16 protein-coding genes are annotated in these 15733 nt (G+C 51.5%); 7 read left to right on the top strand and 9 right to left on the bottom strand.

Annotation, left to right across the window (positions count from 1 at the left end):
• From KK083_RS32045 to KK083_RS32035, 3 genes are all read right to left on the bottom strand, one after another.
• Window positions 1-867, bottom strand: an 867-nt coding sequence (locus tag KK083_RS32045) for a sialate O-acetylesterase (RefSeq protein WP_317195261.1), incomplete at its 3' end; no start/stop codon positions are given.
• Between the two features lie 160 nt (window positions 868-1027).
• Window positions 1028-1537, bottom strand: coding sequence for a hypothetical protein (locus KK083_RS32040; RefSeq protein ID WP_254170249.1), 510 nt, complete (start codon window positions 1535-1537; stop codon window positions 1028-1030).
• Between the two features lie 251 nt (window positions 1538-1788).
• Window positions 1789-2151: a winged helix-turn-helix transcriptional regulator gene (locus tag KK083_RS32035; RefSeq protein WP_254170248.1), complete on the bottom strand. Its 363-nt coding sequence runs from the start codon at window positions 2149-2151 to the stop codon at window positions 1789-1791.
• 263 nt (window positions 2152-2414) lie between these two features.
• On the opposite strand from KK083_RS32035, the gene KK083_RS32030 reads away from it, so the two are divergent.
• Window positions 2415-3503, top strand: a complete 1089-nt coding sequence (locus KK083_RS32030) for a YihY/virulence factor BrkB family protein (protein ID WP_254170247.1) — start codon at window positions 2415-2417, stop codon at window positions 3501-3503.
• A 125-nt stretch (window positions 3504-3628) separates the two neighbouring features.
• Here the strand turns inward: KK083_RS32030 and KK083_RS32025 are convergent, their stop codons facing one another.
• Window positions 3629-4402: an acyl-CoA desaturase gene (locus tag KK083_RS32025; protein ID WP_254170246.1), complete on the bottom strand. Its 774-nt coding sequence runs from the start codon at window positions 4400-4402 to the stop codon at window positions 3629-3631.
• A 124-nt stretch (window positions 4403-4526) separates the two neighbouring features.
• Complete coding sequence (locus tag KK083_RS32020; protein WP_254170245.1) at window positions 4527-5147, bottom strand: sigma-70 family RNA polymerase sigma factor; 621 nt, start codon at window positions 5145-5147, stop codon at window positions 4527-4529.
• A gap of 148 nt (window positions 5148-5295) precedes the next feature.
• Here KK083_RS32020 and KK083_RS32015 point away from each other — a divergent pair, with 148 nt between their 5' ends.
• The 4 genes from KK083_RS32015 to KK083_RS32000 all read left to right on the top strand — a co-directional run bounded on the left by KK083_RS32015 (window position 5296) and on the right by KK083_RS32000 (window position 8705).
• Complete coding sequence (locus KK083_RS32015; protein ID WP_254170244.1) at window positions 5296-6660, top strand: amidohydrolase family protein; 1365 nt, start codon at window positions 5296-5298, stop codon at window positions 6658-6660.
• A 103-nt stretch (window positions 6661-6763) separates the two neighbouring features.
• Window positions 6764-7195 (top strand): MarR family winged helix-turn-helix transcriptional regulator, encoded by a 432-nt coding sequence (locus KK083_RS32010; RefSeq protein ID WP_254170243.1) that lies wholly within the window; start codon window positions 6764-6766, stop codon window positions 7193-7195.
• A 175-nt stretch (window positions 7196-7370) separates the two neighbouring features.
• Window positions 7371-8375 carry an NAD(P)/FAD-dependent oxidoreductase gene (locus tag KK083_RS32005; protein WP_254170242.1) on the top strand — a complete coding sequence of 335 codons (1005 nt, stop codon included), beginning with the start codon at window positions 7371-7373 and terminating at the stop codon, window positions 8373-8375.
• An 18-nt stretch (window positions 8376-8393) separates the two neighbouring features.
• Window positions 8394-8705: a 2Fe-2S iron-sulfur cluster-binding protein gene (locus KK083_RS32000; RefSeq protein WP_254170241.1), complete on the top strand. Its 312-nt coding sequence runs from the start codon at window positions 8394-8396 to the stop codon at window positions 8703-8705.
• 135 nt (window positions 8706-8840) lie between these two features.
• On the opposite strand, the gene KK083_RS31995 is transcribed toward KK083_RS32000, so the two are convergent.
• Window positions 8841-9896 carry a Rieske 2Fe-2S domain-containing protein gene (locus KK083_RS31995; protein ID WP_254170240.1) on the bottom strand — a complete coding sequence of 352 codons (1056 nt, stop codon included), beginning with the start codon at window positions 9894-9896 and terminating at the stop codon, window positions 8841-8843.
• Between the two features lie 192 nt (window positions 9897-10088).
• On the opposite strand from KK083_RS31995, the gene KK083_RS31990 reads away from it, so the two are divergent.
• The gene (locus tag KK083_RS31990) at window positions 10089-11927 is read left to right on the top strand and encodes a gamma-glutamyltransferase family protein (protein WP_254170239.1); all 1839 of its coding nucleotides are present in this window, start codon (window positions 10089-10091) and stop codon (window positions 11925-11927) included.
• A gap of 151 nt (window positions 11928-12078) precedes the next feature.
• Window positions 12079-12669: a hypothetical protein gene (locus KK083_RS31985; protein ID WP_254170238.1), complete on the top strand. Its 591-nt coding sequence runs from the start codon at window positions 12079-12081 to the stop codon at window positions 12667-12669.
• 102 nt (window positions 12670-12771) lie between these two features.
• Here the strand turns inward: KK083_RS31985 and KK083_RS31980 are convergent, their stop codons facing one another.
• From KK083_RS31980 to KK083_RS32800, 3 genes are all read right to left on the bottom strand, one after another.
• A complete protein-coding gene (locus KK083_RS31980) occupies window positions 12772-13356 on the bottom strand; it encodes a gluconate 2-dehydrogenase subunit 3 family protein (RefSeq protein ID WP_254170237.1) in 585 nt (194 codons plus the stop codon).
• Between the two features lie 20 nt (window positions 13357-13376).
• Window positions 13377-15086, bottom strand: coding sequence for a GMC oxidoreductase (locus KK083_RS31975; RefSeq protein ID WP_254170236.1), 1710 nt, complete (start codon window positions 15084-15086; stop codon window positions 13377-13379).
• Between the two features lie 523 nt (window positions 15087-15609).
• Window positions 15610-15733 (bottom strand): ABC transporter C-terminal domain-containing protein (locus tag KK083_RS32800; RefSeq protein WP_369074985.1); only part of this gene is annotated, 124 nt, incomplete at its 5' end.

The raw sequence follows: 15733 nt of genomic DNA, 5'->3' as shown, positions 1-15733 counted from the left end.
GAGCCAAACAATGCCATCGAAATCGCCGAGGGCCTGCTGCTCCCACAGACCGGGTACATGCATCTTTTTCCATTGGCTGTCATTCCGTGCTGGTTGTCTCCACGATTCGATCTCCGCGGGTGTCACGTTCAGGGAACCCTGAAGGTCTTCGATGTGCTTCTGCATGGCGGCGGCGCGTTCCCTGGCAATAGAATCAAGGTTAAGCCGTGGCATGGAGGCGATCATATCCTTGAACTCATCGCTGCCTTCAAAAGCTTCACGGCTTGTCCAGGTCTCCGAATGTGTACCTCCCCAGCTTGTGTTGATCAATCCGATGGGAACGTTGAGCTCTTTCACCAGCTCGCGGGCGAAGAAGTAACCTACTGCTGTGAAGTCGCCGGCATTCTCCGGCGTGCAGATCTTCCAGCTTCCGTCAGGCAGATCATTTTTGGGAGTTGATGCAACAGTATTCGGCACCTTGAAGTGCCTGATAGTGGGATATTGCGCCTGCTTTATTTCTTCCGCGGCGTTGTTGCTGTTGCGCACAACCCACTCCATATTCGATTGTCCGGAGCAGATCCACACATCGCCGATGAGCACATTGCCCAGGGTGATGGTATTCTTGCCTTTCACTACAAGCTGATAGGGACCTCCTGCGGCTTCCGCCGAAAGGCTGACCTTCCACTGTCCATCCTTGCCGGCACTGACGGTCTTCGTCTGCTTATTTAACTGAACGGTGATCTTTTCTTTTGCGGAGGCCCAGCCCCATACAACGATCGCGCGGTCGCGCTGCAATACCATGTTATCACCAAAGATCTTCGGAAGGGTCACTTCCGCCCTGAGCGTGTAGGCAATCACGACCAGGACGAGGGTAAAGGTTTTTCTCATACGGTTTAAAGGGTAACTCCGCACAAGATAGAAAGGCAGGTTTAAAGTTTAAAGTTAAAAATTTAAAGTTTAAAGTTTAAAGTTTGGGGAGCTCCAACTTGAAACCTTAAACCTTAAACCTGAAACCTGAAACTTGTAACCCAAACGTGTTGCTTGAAACCTACTCCATCTCCGCCTCGAGCTGCTTGATCATGCGTTGGAAGATCTTGATCAGCCTCTTGCGCTGGGCATTGTCGGATGCGCTCCATTTCTCCTTGTCGGAGCGTTTGTGGGCCACCTTGAATTTCAGACCGCTCATGGTGGTAGTGTAGTCGTTGGCATTCAGCTTACGCGCATGCTGGTGTGCCAGGATGTACCAATGATACTCGGTGCCTACCGGTACGCCAGAGCCCTCGGGTGCTTTTCCCGCGCGACGTTTGGTAACGGCATAGGTAAACTCCCATTCGTCAGGAGTCATCTTCTTCTCTTTCCATTCACCTTTGTCGTAATACCACTTGTGGCTGCGGCCGACTTTCATGCCGGTGTACTGCTGTCCTTCAAAGGTCTTGAATTTATTATAGGATTTGGAAAGATCTTTCTTCGCTTCTTTTATTTCGGCACGCCTGGGCGCTTTTTCTTCCGTGCGCCGCTTCACCGGCTTGCGCAATCGGCTTTTCACTGCTGTTGCCATGATTCTCTGATTTACAGGTGAGCTTCAAAAAAACATGCCTGAAAGAGTCCACGGTCCACAGCCGACAGTCCACGGCATTGTGCTTCGAGGAGCATCAACCGGAGCGGCGGTGTTGTAATGAACTGTGCGCGCAGATCCACAATGACGGATCATCGTCGCGGCCGTGGTCCATGGTCCGTCGACTGTGGACCGACCGCATCTGACTTCCATGACGTTACGTCAGCGGGCTTGGGTAGCACTTTCTTGGGGCACTAGTCCGAATGAAGTCCCATCTCATTCTCACCGAACTTGCACAACTGGTCGAGCAGGTTGCTGAGCTCGATGCCTGTGGGCGTGAGGGCGTACTCGATGCGTGGTGGGATCTCTGCGATATGATTTTTGCTGATGAGCTTGTATTCTTCGAGGAGCCTGAGCCGGTCAGCGAGAATATGATCGCTGATGTACTCGAGGTCGTCTTTGATGCTAGAGAAACGGTTGTTGCCTTCCTCTATGCTGAACAGCACTTCCGTGATCCACCTTTTGCTCAACAGATAGATCACTTCGTTCAACGCGCACTTTGTTTCCAGGAACGACTGATTGATGTAATTCGTGGAGCTTGTTTTTCTTTCAGCCATAAAAAAAGTTTATATAATTAAACGAGAAGATCGCGCATTCCGAAAGCAAGTCTGCTCTCAATCGATAAAGTTATACATGAACGGCAATATTCTGACGATCGGCGTCCTGCTTTTTTGAAGACTTCCGGGCGGATGAATTAAAAAAAGAAGCCAGGAGCCAGGAGTAAGGAGCCAGGAGGCCTTCAAAGAAAGGTGACAGTAGCTGATGCAAGTGCCGTGCTTCGGATGAAAGTATCGGCATGTATTTTTTCTTATCCATGTGTATGAGCAAGGTGATCAATACAGCAAAGGAATTCGGCGGGATGCTCAAAGAAACGTTCAGCCAGTGGAATGAGCGTGAGCCGTTCAACAACAGTATTATTATTGCTTACTATACTATTTTTTCACTGCCGGGACTGCTGGTGATCATCATCAATATTGCCGGTTATTTCTTTGGGGCGGAAGCTGTGACCAAGCAGCTTACGGGACAGATCGGCGGCATTGTGGGCGGCAATACGGCCACCGATGTTCAGGAGATCGTGGCCAACGCTACCCGCAGTGATGGCACAGTGCTCTCTACCATCCTCAGTATCGCCACATTATTGTTCGGTGCCACGGGGGTGTTTTACCAGCTCCAGCAGATCCTGAATAAAATGTGGGAAGTGAAGCCCAAACCCAAGCAGGTGTTTGTGAAACTGGTGAAAGATCGCGTCTTCTCTTTCGGGCTGATCCTTGTTGTAGGCTTCCTGCTGCTGGTGTCACTGGTGCTTTCTGCGGCACTGACTGCCGTGAGCGATTGGGTAAGAAGCCATGTGGCAGAAGGCCTGGTGATTGTTTTCAAAACACTTGATATTGTTGTGTCGGTAGGTGTGATCACGCTGCTGTTTGCCGCGATTTTCAAATTCCTGCCTGATGCCAAGATCCAATGGCGCGATGTGTGGACTGGTGCTGTGCTGACGGCGGTATTGTTCGTGATCGCCAAATTTTTGCTCGGTCTTTATTTCGGCCACAGCGATCCCGGCTCAACCTACGGCGCGGCGGGTTCCATTATCCTGATCATGCTCTGGGTCTCTTATGCGGGATTGATCCTGCTTTTCGGTGCTGAATTTACACAGGTCTATGCCAAGCGGCACGGCAGAAAGATCCGGCCTACCGAAGTAGCGGTATCCACCGAAGGCCAGACTGACAACGGCGCCATCGTGAACAAAAAAACCGAAGCTGAAACAAAAGACAAGGGCGCCCAAACCCAGCAACAGGAAATGGGTTCACGCAAAGACCGCGAAGGAAAAGACACGCAGAGAGACCGCAAAGAAAGAAGCCAAAGAAAATACAAAGGAGACCTTCGTTCGCCGCGCCGTAATCAGAATTCATAAAAGCACACGCTAAAAAAAGCTTTGCGAGCTTTGCGCTTTCTTAGCGCCTTTGCGTGAACCTGCATTAAAAAAGGGTGCCCCTCTTCAGAGCACCCCGCAAGTTTTAGCAAAAGGGAGTTAAAAAATCAGGCAGCCTTGGCTTTCTGTACTTGATCCATATGGATCTCTTTTCTCACCAGCTTGATCACCTTCAGCTTGTCCAGCAACTTGATGACCTGGTAAGTAGGATCGATCTCGTGCCAGCGGATGCCGCCGAAATTGGCACGCCCACCGTTCTTATGGTGGTTGTTGTGATAAGACTCACCCATCATCAGGAAGTCCACCGGCAGAAAGTTCCTGCTGGTATCTCGTACCTCGAAATTGCGATAGCCGTATTTATGGGCAAACCAGTTGATGATGGCACCGTGAATGGGGCTCATCAGGAACATGACGGGCAGCAGCGCCCAGATCCACCAGTTGGTAGCAAATATTACAAACACGCTTGTATAAAGCAGGCCCCAGAAGATGCGTGACGGCCATGAACGGGCAAATTTGTCGAAGGCCTCCCACTGCGGAACACCCTCTGTAAAACGTTTGTCGGGGATCATCTGCTTGTTGGAGATGGCCGAGTAAATGGTCTTGGTCTTCCACATCATATTCCAGATGGTCTCATCATACTTCGGTGAATGCGGATCATCCTCCGTATCAGCAAATGCATGGTGCATGCGGTGCATCACACCGTATCCGTAAGGGCTCAGATAGTTCGACCCCTGGAAGATCCAGGTCAGCACGAAGAATACTTTTTCGGTCCGCTTGCTCATTGTAAAAGCCTTGTGGGCGGCATAGCGGTGCAGGAAAAATGTCTGGAAAAAAAGCGACAGATACCAGTGTGCAACAAAAAAGATAAGAATGACTTCCATGAAAGTTTACAGGTTTTGTGTTTATTGTTCAGCCGGACAGCCATAGCGATGACTGGCTCAGCTCCTGTAAAGACAAGAGATGGTCGATTTTGTGACAAAAAAATGCCTGGTTGCTAAAAAAATTTCAACTTTTTTTCCGCAAAGCTGAAGTGATGTCGTTGCGAAGCTCCGCAATGAACTCCGTGGCATGGCCCACATCGCACGACTCCTTGAAACTCTTCATTAAAGCCGTTTTTTCGTGGATGGCGGCATTCAGGCGTTCTTTTTCTTGGTCCAGCTTCTTGCGGGCGCGGCAGAACAGCTGGCGGCAGTGGTCCTGTTTTTTGTCAAGCAGCTCCTGGATAGCCTTATAATCGAAATCAAATGCCTCTTTCAGCACATAGACGGCCCTTTCGAGGGGCTCAAGCTTATGCTGGAGCACATGAAATGCCTTGGTCAGCTTATTTTCGAGGTCGATATGGGTAAAATCCGAATCCCTGAATTTTTCAATGAAGTGGGGCCAGTGGAACGATTCAAGGTACTCTTCCTTTTTCTTCTTTAAAGCCTCCAGGTGGTTGAGGCAATTGTTGGTGACCGCGCGCACCAGGTAAGCTTTTGTGTTTTTGATCTTCTCATGCTCGGCATCCAGCCACTTGATAAAGGTCTCCTGAACGATGTCTTCAGCGTCGGCCTTGCAACGCAGCAGCTTCATCGCGATGGCGTGCAGCGTCGGCTGGTAAAGTGCTATGGTTTGCGCGTGGGTCAAGTCAATAAAGTTTGGGTAAAGATAAAGCTTTTTGGGTGATTCCGGAAGCATCCGGGAAGCCATCCAACAGTTCCATATACCCTTCAACTATTTTCGTTCAGCCGTGCTCTGTATTTTGTTGAAATTCAGTTCCTAAATCTGATATGTTATGAGACCTCTTCTCGTCATCGCTGCCCTCATGCTGGCCTCCGTTCTTAACGCCCAGCAGCCGGTGTCCTCCACCTCGCGTGAAATTGTTTTCAAGGACGTCAATGTGATCCCCATGAACGACGAGCGTGTGCTCACGCACCAGACGGTGGTAACGAAGAACGGACTCATCACGGCCCTGGGTGCCGATAAAAAAGTGAAGTACGGCAAAGACGCGCTGGTGATCGATGCCGCGGGCAAGTATCTCATCCCCGGTCTTGCAGAAATGCATGCGCACGTTCCTCCCATCGACGACCTGGCACCCATGAAAGAGGTGGTTGCCCTGTTCGCGGTTAATGGCATCACCACCATCCGCGGCATGCTGGGCCATCCCAGGCACCTGGAACTGAGAGAAATGATCCGGAAGGGCGAGGTGCTCGCGCCTCATTTTTACACCACGGGCCCGTCGTTCAACGGCATGAGCGTGACGTCGCCGGAAGAAGGCGCTGCCATGGTGCGCCGGCAGAAGCAAGCCGGTTACGATTTCCTGAAACTGCATCCCGGCCTTTCACGGGCAAAGTTCGATTCCATTGCCGCTGCCGCGAAGAAGGTGGGGATCCCGTTTGCGGGCCACGTCTCGTTCGGTGTGGGCGTATGGAGGGCCATCGACGCAGGCTACTCCTCTATCGATCACCTCGACGGCTTTATTGAAGGTATGGTGCCTGGCATCGAGAAGATGGTGGAGCAGCAGACAGGATTGTTCGGCATCTTCGTGGCAGAAAAAGCAGACACCACACAGATCCCCAGGCTGATAAGCGCCCTGAAACGCAACAACATCTGGGTGGTGCCCACACAATCGCTGGCAGAGCGCTGGATGTCGCCCACCTATACGTCTGACGATTTCAGGGTGGACCCCGACATGAAATACATGAAGAAGGAAACTGTGGAGCAATGGATCAACAGCAAGAACAACTTCATCAACAACCCGGAGTTCAATGTTACCAAAGCCACCAATTTTGTGAAGCTGCGCAGAAAGCTGATCAGGGAGTGCGAAAAGAACGGTGTGGGGCTGCTGCTGGGATGCGATGCGCCACAGATCTTCAATGTTCCAGGCTTCTCAACACATAACGAGCTCGAATACCTGGTGCTGTCGGGCCTCACTCCTTACCAGGCGTTGCGCACGGGCACTATCAACGTTGCCCGGTACCTGGACCTGAAAAACGCCGGTGCTGTGCGCCAGGGCTTTGTCTCGGACCTCATCCTGCTGAACGCCAACCCGCTCACCGACATCAAACAAACCCGCAATATCGCCGGGGTGATGATCGGCGACAAGTGGATGGATAAGCAGTTTATTGATAGTGAGCTGAAACGACTGGTGAAACAGTAGACAATTGACAAAATGGCAATTGACAATGAGTCCCCGAAGCGTTGTCAATTGCCCCGTTGTCAACTGTCAACTTTTCGTAAGTTTGTGTACTAACAATTCGTACATGAACGAAGAGACCTTTAGCTCCTACTCCTTCCTTCTCGACCGCACGGCGCGACGTGTGAAACAGTATGCCCAGCAACGTTTTAAGGAATTGGGATTCAACATCACGGTAGACCAGTGGATCGTGCTCAAACACCTTTATGAGCATAAGGAACTGAAACAGAACGAGCTGGCGGAGCTCCTGTTCAAAGATAATCCCACGCTTACCCGCATCATTGACCTGTTGTGCAACAAAGGCCTCACGGTGCGCAACACCCATCCCGAAGACCGCCGCAGTTTTATGGTAAGCCTCACCAGGAACGGTGTAAAAAAAGTAGAGCAACTGAGTCCCAAGGTGAAAGATATCCGCCTGAAAGCCTGGGAAGGGCTCTCCACCCGTGATTTCAATCAGTTCAAAAAGATCCTGAATACCATCTATCAAAATCTCGGCTAAAAAACTGAACCTAATCCCTACTTAATTCGTAGTATAATTGTTAGTATACTAATAATTCGTGTAGATTTGAGACACTGGATCTGTGTTTCAAGTTTAAAGTTTAAAGTTTGAAGTTTGAAGTTTCGCGTCTCATCCCGATAGCTATCGGGACTCATATCTCACATCATATCTATCTATGGTAACAACTGATATCTGTATCATCGGCGCTGGTCCTGTGGGACTGTTCACCGTATTCGAAGCTGGTCTTTTAAAAATGCGTTGCCATTTGGTGGATGCGCTTCCGCAGATCGGCGGGCAGCTTTCGGAGATCTATCCGAAGAAACCCATCTATGATATTCCGGGTTTTCCTTCCGTGAATGCGCAGGAACTGGTGGATAACCTGAAGCTGCAGGCCGAGCCGTTCAAACCTACTTTTACCCTGGGGGAACGTGTGAACAGTATGACACGGCTTGACGACGGCGGCTTTCTGCTGACCACCTCTGATAACACCTCGATCCAGTGTAAGGTTGTGGTGATCGCCGCCGGGTTGGGATCGTTCGAACCCCGCAAGCCGGAGCTCGCCAACCTGGAGCACTTTGAAGGGAAAGGCGTTGCTTATATGGTGAAAGATCCGGAAACGTTCAGGAACAAAAAGCTGGTGATCGCCGGCGGTGGCGACTCCGCCCTCGACTGGACAATCCACCTGGCATCGATAGCCGAACGGGTCACGCTCGTGCACCGGAATGAATCTTTCCGGGGAGCCCCGGATTCAACGGAGAAAGTATTCGACCTTGCCCGCGAAGGAAGGATCGATCTGCTGCTCAGCGCGAACCTGCAGGCTGTTCATGGCAACGGCAAGCTGAATGCCGTGACGGTGGCTGGCAAAGAGAATGTTGTCAGAAACATAGAGACCGATTATCTCATACCGCTCTTCGGACTCAGCCCGAAGCTGGGTCCCATTGCCGAGTGGGGATTGAACCTCGACAAAAGCGCTATTGAAGTGAACACGTTCGATTATTCCACCAATGTACCCGGTGTATTTGCCATCGGCGACATCAACACGTATCCCGGAAAGCTCAAGCTCATTCTTTGCGGCTTCCACGAGGCTGCGCTGATGGCCCAGAGCGCTTTCAGGTTTGTACATCCCAATCAGAAACTGAGCTTCAAATACACCACTGTGAATGGAGTCAATACCTTTTAATTTTCAAACACCACAACCATGATCATTTTCGATGTAAGGAACGCTGCAGGGGAATTGCAGACGCTCGAACTACCTACCGACATCAACCTGAGCCTGATGGAAGTGCTGAAGGCTTCAGAGTATCCGATCGCGGCCACGTGCGGCGGCATGGCTCTCTGCGCCACCTGTCACATCGAAGTGCTGAAAGGTGCTGAGAAGCTGGGCCCACCCACCGACGCCGAGCTCGATATGATCGACACACTCCCCCACGCTACTGCTCACAGCCGCCTGGCATGCCAGATCAGGCTTGGTGAACAGTTGAATGGAGCGGTGATCGTATTGAAAGGGTGACTGAATTTGGTTGCCGGTTACCAGTTGCCAGTCCGTGCGGTGTTTGACAACACTTCTCTGCTTCGGCTCCAATTGATTTGAATAGTAAGGTGAAAGCGTGGTGTACCTAACCGGCTATCCGGTAACCGGCAACCGTCAAGTAACCCACCTCAGCGTCTGCCCCTTGATCGGGTTCTCGAAAGGAACGTTGTCTTGCTGGGCTTTCTGCCACAGACGTTTGATCTCATGGTACCATCTTGCCTGTGTATCGGGTTCGCCGATCAGCATCAGTGTAGGATTGCTTTCAAGGCCCTTGCTCAGCTTGATGAATACGCCAAGGTCCTGGCCGATGAATTTTTTGCCGAGGCGCTTCAGGGGCCACCACAGCCATTTGGTAGCAGGCAGTGTTGAGTAAAAGATGTGTGTGAGCTCGGTGCTGTTTTCAGTCAGCGGTGTGAGTATGGTGATGGAGATGATCTCGTGCTTCGCTCCCACTTTGATATGCTCGTAGCGGTTGCCGGGGATCTCGAAGGTGATCTCCGTAGACGTGCCACCCTTCAGCACGGTGTAACCTTTCGAGTTGTTGGAAGGCGCGTGCCTCACCATTTTAAAACCCATCGGTGTGGGCTCGAAGTGTTTCTCTTTCAGCTTCAGTTTTTTGGCCGACCGCCAGTACCACGACTGGTGAACGAACGTAACGTGCGCCGGGTCGATGAGGCCGATCACGGAATGATCGATGTTGGCGGGCAACACCACGCTCTCTACATGCAGGAATTTTTTTGAAGGATCGAGGATCAGGTTCGGAATTTCATTTTTAGGCTCGACCGTGAAATGAAGCTTTTTATCGGGGATGTAGACCCATATGGTATCGCTTACTTCCTTCACAGGATACCGGAACACCTTTATTTTGCTCACGTCCATTTTGCCATCGGGTGGCATCGCCGGAATGTCTTTGCATACGCCATCGGTACCGAACTTCCAACCGTGGTAGCAGCACTGGAGGGTGTCATTCTTAAACCATCCTTCCGAGAGGGGAACACCACGGTGAGGACAGTTGTCGCGCAACGCAAAAGGTTTGCCACTGGCATCCCTCCCGAATACGATCTTCTCGCCGGCGATCTCTTTAGCAGTCAGCTTTCCACTTTTCAGAAAAGAACCGTGAAACGCCAGGTACCATATGTTTTTAAGGAATAGCGACTGATCGGCAGCCATGCGGGCGGAAGGGTTTAGGTAATGTTACAAAAGCTAAAAATAGACAAAAACGGGGAAAGCAACCTCACCCCTCCCTTTCCATTGCATGGAGAGGGAGCTGCCGTTTACGGAATACCCTTTGGGTTCGTACAAGTGGGCTTTGAATTGGGGTGTAAACCTGCTACCTTTTTACGTGTAAACCTTAAACTTATTATGAAGCGATCATTACTTTTTCTGCTTGTGCTTGTTGCCTGGTCAGCGATGGGCCAGGGAACACAGAAGCCTCCTTTGCACGGTAAGCACTGGATGGCCATTACCGGGAAACCACTCGCGGCAACGGCCGGAAGTATGATCTTTCAGAAAGGAGGCAACGCCGTGGATGCTTCGTGCGCCATGCTGGCTGCTACCTGCACCATGTGGGATGTACTGAGCTGGGGCGGCGAAACACAAGCGCTCATTTACAATCCCAAAACGGGGAAAGTGATCGGCATCAACGCCATGGGCATTGCTCCCACCGGCGCCACACCCGAGTTCTTCAAAGGTAAAGGTATGAACTATCCTCCCGAGTACGGCCCCCTGGCTGCCACCACCCCGGGAACTCCCGGCGGATTGTGCACCATGCTTGCCGAATATGGCACCATGAGCCTCAAAGATGTGCTGGCACCAGCCATGCAGCTTGCCGAAGGATATCCGATAGAAGCACAGACCGCCAACAGCATGGAGCGTGGCAAGGATCGCATCAAGCAATGGCCTTACTCAAAAGCGGTATTCCTGCCGCACCTCGGTCAGGAAAGGGAAGCACCCGAAGCCGGCGAGATCTTCAGGCAGGCTGACCTGCTGGAAACCCTTCGCAAAATGGTGGAAGCAGAGCAGCAGGCCCTGAAAAAGGGCAAGAGCAGAAAGGAAGCCATCTACGCAGCCTATGACAGATTTTACAAAGGAGACATCGCGAAAGAATTTGTGCGCGGCTGCCAGGAGCAAGGTGGCCTCATCACCATGGAGGACCTGGCGAAATGGAAAGTGCTGCAGGAAGAACCTTTGAAAGTAAACTACAAGGGCATCGATGTTTACAAGCTTTCGCAATGGACCCAGGGGCCGATGATGCTGCAGGCGCTCAACATCCTGGAGAACATCGACCTGAAAAGTATGGGCTTCAATTCGGCGAAGTACATTCACACGCTCTACCAGGTGATGAACCTTACGTTTGCCGACCGTGACTTTTACTATGGCGATCCCTATGTAGGCCCCGCCGAACCGATGCAGGGACTGCTGTCAAAGGAATATGCCAAAGAGCGCCTCAAGTCCATCAACTGGCAAAAGAACGATGCGCAGGCCGGCCCTGGCGACCCCTATCCTTTCGAAGGAAAGACCAACCCGTATCTCGACTATCTCAAACAATGGAAACAGGCATCGCTGCACACACCGGTATCGCCACTGGACGAAAATTATCTCAACCAGGTGTGGCTTGGAACAACGTCGGTGGAAGCTGCTGACAAAGAAGGCTGGGTGGTATCGATCACCCCGAGCGGAGGCTGGCTCCCTTCATGCATTGCCGGCCGTACCGGTGTTGGCATGAGCCAGCGCATGCAGAGCTTCGTCACAGATCCCAAGCTGAATCCTTTCAATGTTGTTGAGCCGGGCAAACGTCCCCGCGTGACGCTCACGCCCACCCTGGCCCTGAAAGACGGAAAACCTTTTGTCTCGTTCGCGGTTCAGGGTGGCGACACCCAGGATCAGAACCTGCTCCAGTTCTTCCTTAACATGGTTGAGTTCAATATGACGGTACAGGAAGCCGTGGAAGCGCCGAACATCAACACCTATCAGTTCTATCTCTCCCTCGGCGGTGAAGACCGGAAGCCCAAGCCGGGCAATATCTTGTTACACGAGAGCACGCCGCCCTATGTCAGGAAAGAGCTGACGCAAATGGGCTATCACCTCTCCTTCGACGACCGCACCTCCGGCCCTATCAATGCTATCTTCTTCGACTGGAAGCACAACAGCTTCTGGGGAGGATCGAGCAATCACGGGGAGGATTATGGGATTGGATGGTAATCTTTCTGAGAGGGAGCCATGAGGCTAGGAGTCAGAAGTCAGGAGCCAGGAGTCAGAAGGAGCCTGAAGAAAAGGAGTAAGGAGTAAGAATTAAGGAGTAAGGAGGTCCGAATTTACTCTGATCAGCATAGTGTAACTTAAACCAAGAAATATGAAAACGCTAACGTTCTTTCTCTTGCTGCTTGTAACCGCTACTCTTTGCTATTCGCAAACAACAGTGCCTTCCGCGGAGGTGCAGATCAGGAGTGCGGTGATGGCGGCGCCGGTGGAGCTGCGGGATGGGGCGATGGTGTATGGTTATTCGGCGAAGGGAGAATTTGAAGTTATAAGGAAGGGCACAAACGGAATGGTTTGCCTGGCGGATGATCCCTCACAAAAGGGATTCAGTGTTTCATGCTACCATAAGGACCTCGACACTTTTATGGAGCGGGGACGCGTCTTGAAGAAAGAAGGAAAATCGCAGACCGATATTTTTAATATTCGTGAGGCGGAAGTAAAATCAGGAAAGCTGCTCATGCCGAAGCAACCGACCTCGCTGTTTGTGTACAGCACCTCGGATGAAAAATTTGACACGGCCACAGGTGAGATCAAGGATGGATACCTTCGTTACGTGATCTACATTCCTTTTGCCACCGCCGAAAGCACCGGCCTCCCGCTGAAACCCGATGTGCCAGGCATGCCGTGGCTGATGGATCCGGGAACACACAGGGCGCATATTATGATCACGCCTCCGAAGGAATAAGTTTCAAGTTTAAAATTTAAGGTTTAAAGTTGTGTTACCTACAACTATTGCGTTGTGTTCGTGGTAGCAACAACTTTAAACTTCAAACTTTAAACTTTAAATCTACGACGCCCAGGTCTTGCCATTCCCTGCTTCTTTGAGCGGGATGCAGCCTTTGTAGGCGCCGGGTACAGGATCGTATTGCAGCACTTTGGTAGCACCTACCTCTGATGTGAAGAATCCCAACATGGTGAGCTCTTTCATCATAAGCACGAACGGGCGCTTGGGTGCAGGATCGGTATTGCGTTCGGCCTGGATCGCGGCGTCGTGCAGCTTTTTCACGTGCTCTGTTTGCTGCGCGGGCTCGAGGTCGAGGAACGCATCGCCGTAGGCCTTTTTGGCTTCTTCATCAAATGCCGTGAGCCCATCGGTGAAACGTTTCTGGTCTTCTGCTGAATAAACGTCTTTCAGGATCTTGTCGATGAAAGCAGGTACGCCTACATCTTTTGCACCAGGTGTATCGGTTTGGGGGATGATGATCTCGGCCACTTCGGTGACGAGCGCAGCTTGGTCCGGTGTGAGGAACGCCGGCTTCCAGTTGATATCAGGGCGTGAGCTGCATCCCTTCAATACACCCATGATGGCGGGGGCAGACACTACGCCACCCATGATCCACGCGGTGCGTTTTATAGCTTCTCTTCTATCCATATTTCTATTTCAGATAAAATTTAGATATTCAATTTATTCAACTCTTTCACGGCGTAGTCTACCGCACGTGCTGTGAGCGCCATATACGTCAGTGACGGGTTCTGGCATGCGGACGATACCATGGCAGAGCCATCGGTGACGAACACGTTCTTACAGGCATGCACCTGGTTCCACTTGTTGAGCACGGACGTCTTGGGATCTTTACCCATCCTGGCAGTACCCATCTCGTGAATGCCAAGGCCTATACCGATCTCGAGGTCGCGCTTGGTCACATTTTTGAAACCCGCCGCTTCAAGCATCTCGGCTGCGTCATTGGCCATGTCTACGCGCATCTTCCTTTCGTTCTCTTTCAGCTCGGCGTCGAAAGTGAGCGTAGGCATACCGTATTTGTCTTTCTTGTCCTTGTTCAGCGTTACCTTGTTCTCGTGGTAAGGCAGGATCTCGCCGAAGCCGCCGAGGTTGAACATCCATGAGCCAGGGCTTGTCACCGCCATCTTCAGGTCAGCGCCGATCAGCGATTCTTCTGCCGCAACAAGGCTGTTCCATCCCTGCCTGCTGGCACCACCCTGGTAACCGAAGCCACGCAGGTAGTCGCGTTTATCCTTGCCGACGTTGCGATAACGGGGGATATACACGCCGTTGGCCCTTCTTCCAGAATAATACATGTCTTCAAATCCATCCACCTGGGCTGAAGCACCTACGCTGAGGTGGTGGTCCATGATATTGCATCCGAGCTCACCGCTGTCGTTACCGAAACCATTGGGGAAACGGTTGGATACGGAGTTCATCATGATGTGTGTGGATCCAAATGTAGACGCACAGAGGAAAATAACCTTGGCGAAGAACTCGGTCTGCTCACCCGTTTCGGCATCGAGCACTTTTACGCCCGTTGCTTTTCCTTTTTTATCGTCATATACCAGCTCATACACAATGGAGTTGGGACGCAGGGTCATGTTGCCGGTTTTCTCCGCCGCAGGCAGTGTCGATGAATTGCTGCTGAAGTATCCGCCGTAAGGGCATCCACGGCTGCAAAGGTTCCGGTACTGGCATGTTCCGCGCTGGGGGCTGTGATCCAATTTTGCCGTGGCATGGGCTACACGACCGATGGTAAGGTAGCGGCCGAATTTCTCTGACATCGACTTCTTCAGGTGCTCCTCCACACAGTTCAGCTCCATCGGAGGAAGGAACTTGCCGTCAGGGAGCTGCGCGAGACCGTCGAGGTTTCCGCTTACGCCGATGAATTTTTCTACGTAATCATACCAGGGAGCGAGGTCGTTGTACCGGATGGGCCAGTCAATGGCGATGCCGTCCTTGGCGTTTGCTTCAAAATCCATCGGGCTCCAGCGATAGCTCTGGCGTCCCCACATGATGGAACGGCCCCCCACATGGTATCCTCTCATCCAGTCGAAACGTTTCGTCTCCGTGTAGGGATTCTCGAGATCGTTCACAAACCAGTGCTTGGTAGACTGGCGGATGGTATAACCGGTTCTGGCCTGAACGCCCTGTTTTTCAAGATCTTCGCGGGTAGGCCTGTCGGCATTCTCAAGCTCCCATGGATTTTTTGTAGCGGTGGGATAGTCAGGGTGTTTCACCATTCTTCCCCGTTCAAGCACTAATGTTTTCAGGCCTTTTTCGGTCAGCTCTTTGGCCGCCCAGCCTCCACTGATGCCCGTGCCTACTACAATAGCATCATAGGTGTTTTTCTTTTCTGCGTCTTGGTTCAGGTACATGTCGAAATTTTATTTGCCTAAATTTAAACGTTTGCGGGAATTATTGTAGGCTTTTTTATAAAAGGTGAATTTAATTAGGAACGGGACGCGGAAATGGTTGCCAGTTGCCGGTTACCGGATGGCCGGTTGAGGGTAGGCTTCGGAAATCGCGATTTTGGCTGCCGTTTTTTAACAGTTTCTTTTCTTCCAGCCGGTTGTACGTGTACAAAACACATGGAACAAAAACACGTACAAATTTAACGTGCGTTCTTTCGGCCTGGTCATTTGTACGTGAAAACCGTCCATGTGAAAAAGTACGTACAATTGGTTCCGGTTCAAAGCCAGTTGGGAATGGTTGCCGTTACCGGGTAGCCAGTTGGAATAATGCCTCGGGAAATCACGATGTGAGCTCAATTCTAATAGTGAACAGAACCCTGAGCGGGAAAAAATTAACACTCGCGCCAACCGGAAACTGGCAACCGGCAACTGGAGTAAGGCGCTCACAATCAATATTTACCAAAAAACTCCTGCCGAAGTCCTGGGCTTACGACATCAGCTCCGAAAGCTCCAGCCATCGCAGGGTTTTCTCTTCCACGGTGGCGGTGATCTGCTGGATCTCGTTTGACCATTGCTGCAGTTGGTGATGGTCGGTAACACCGCTGTTGAGC

Source organism: Chryseosolibacter histidinae (genome assembly GCF_018598225.1).
Classification (GTDB): domain Bacteria; phylum Bacteroidota; class Bacteroidia; order Cytophagales; family Cyclobacteriaceae; genus Chryseosolibacter; species Chryseosolibacter histidini.
This window is presented reverse-complemented; position numbering and strand designations above follow the sequence as displayed.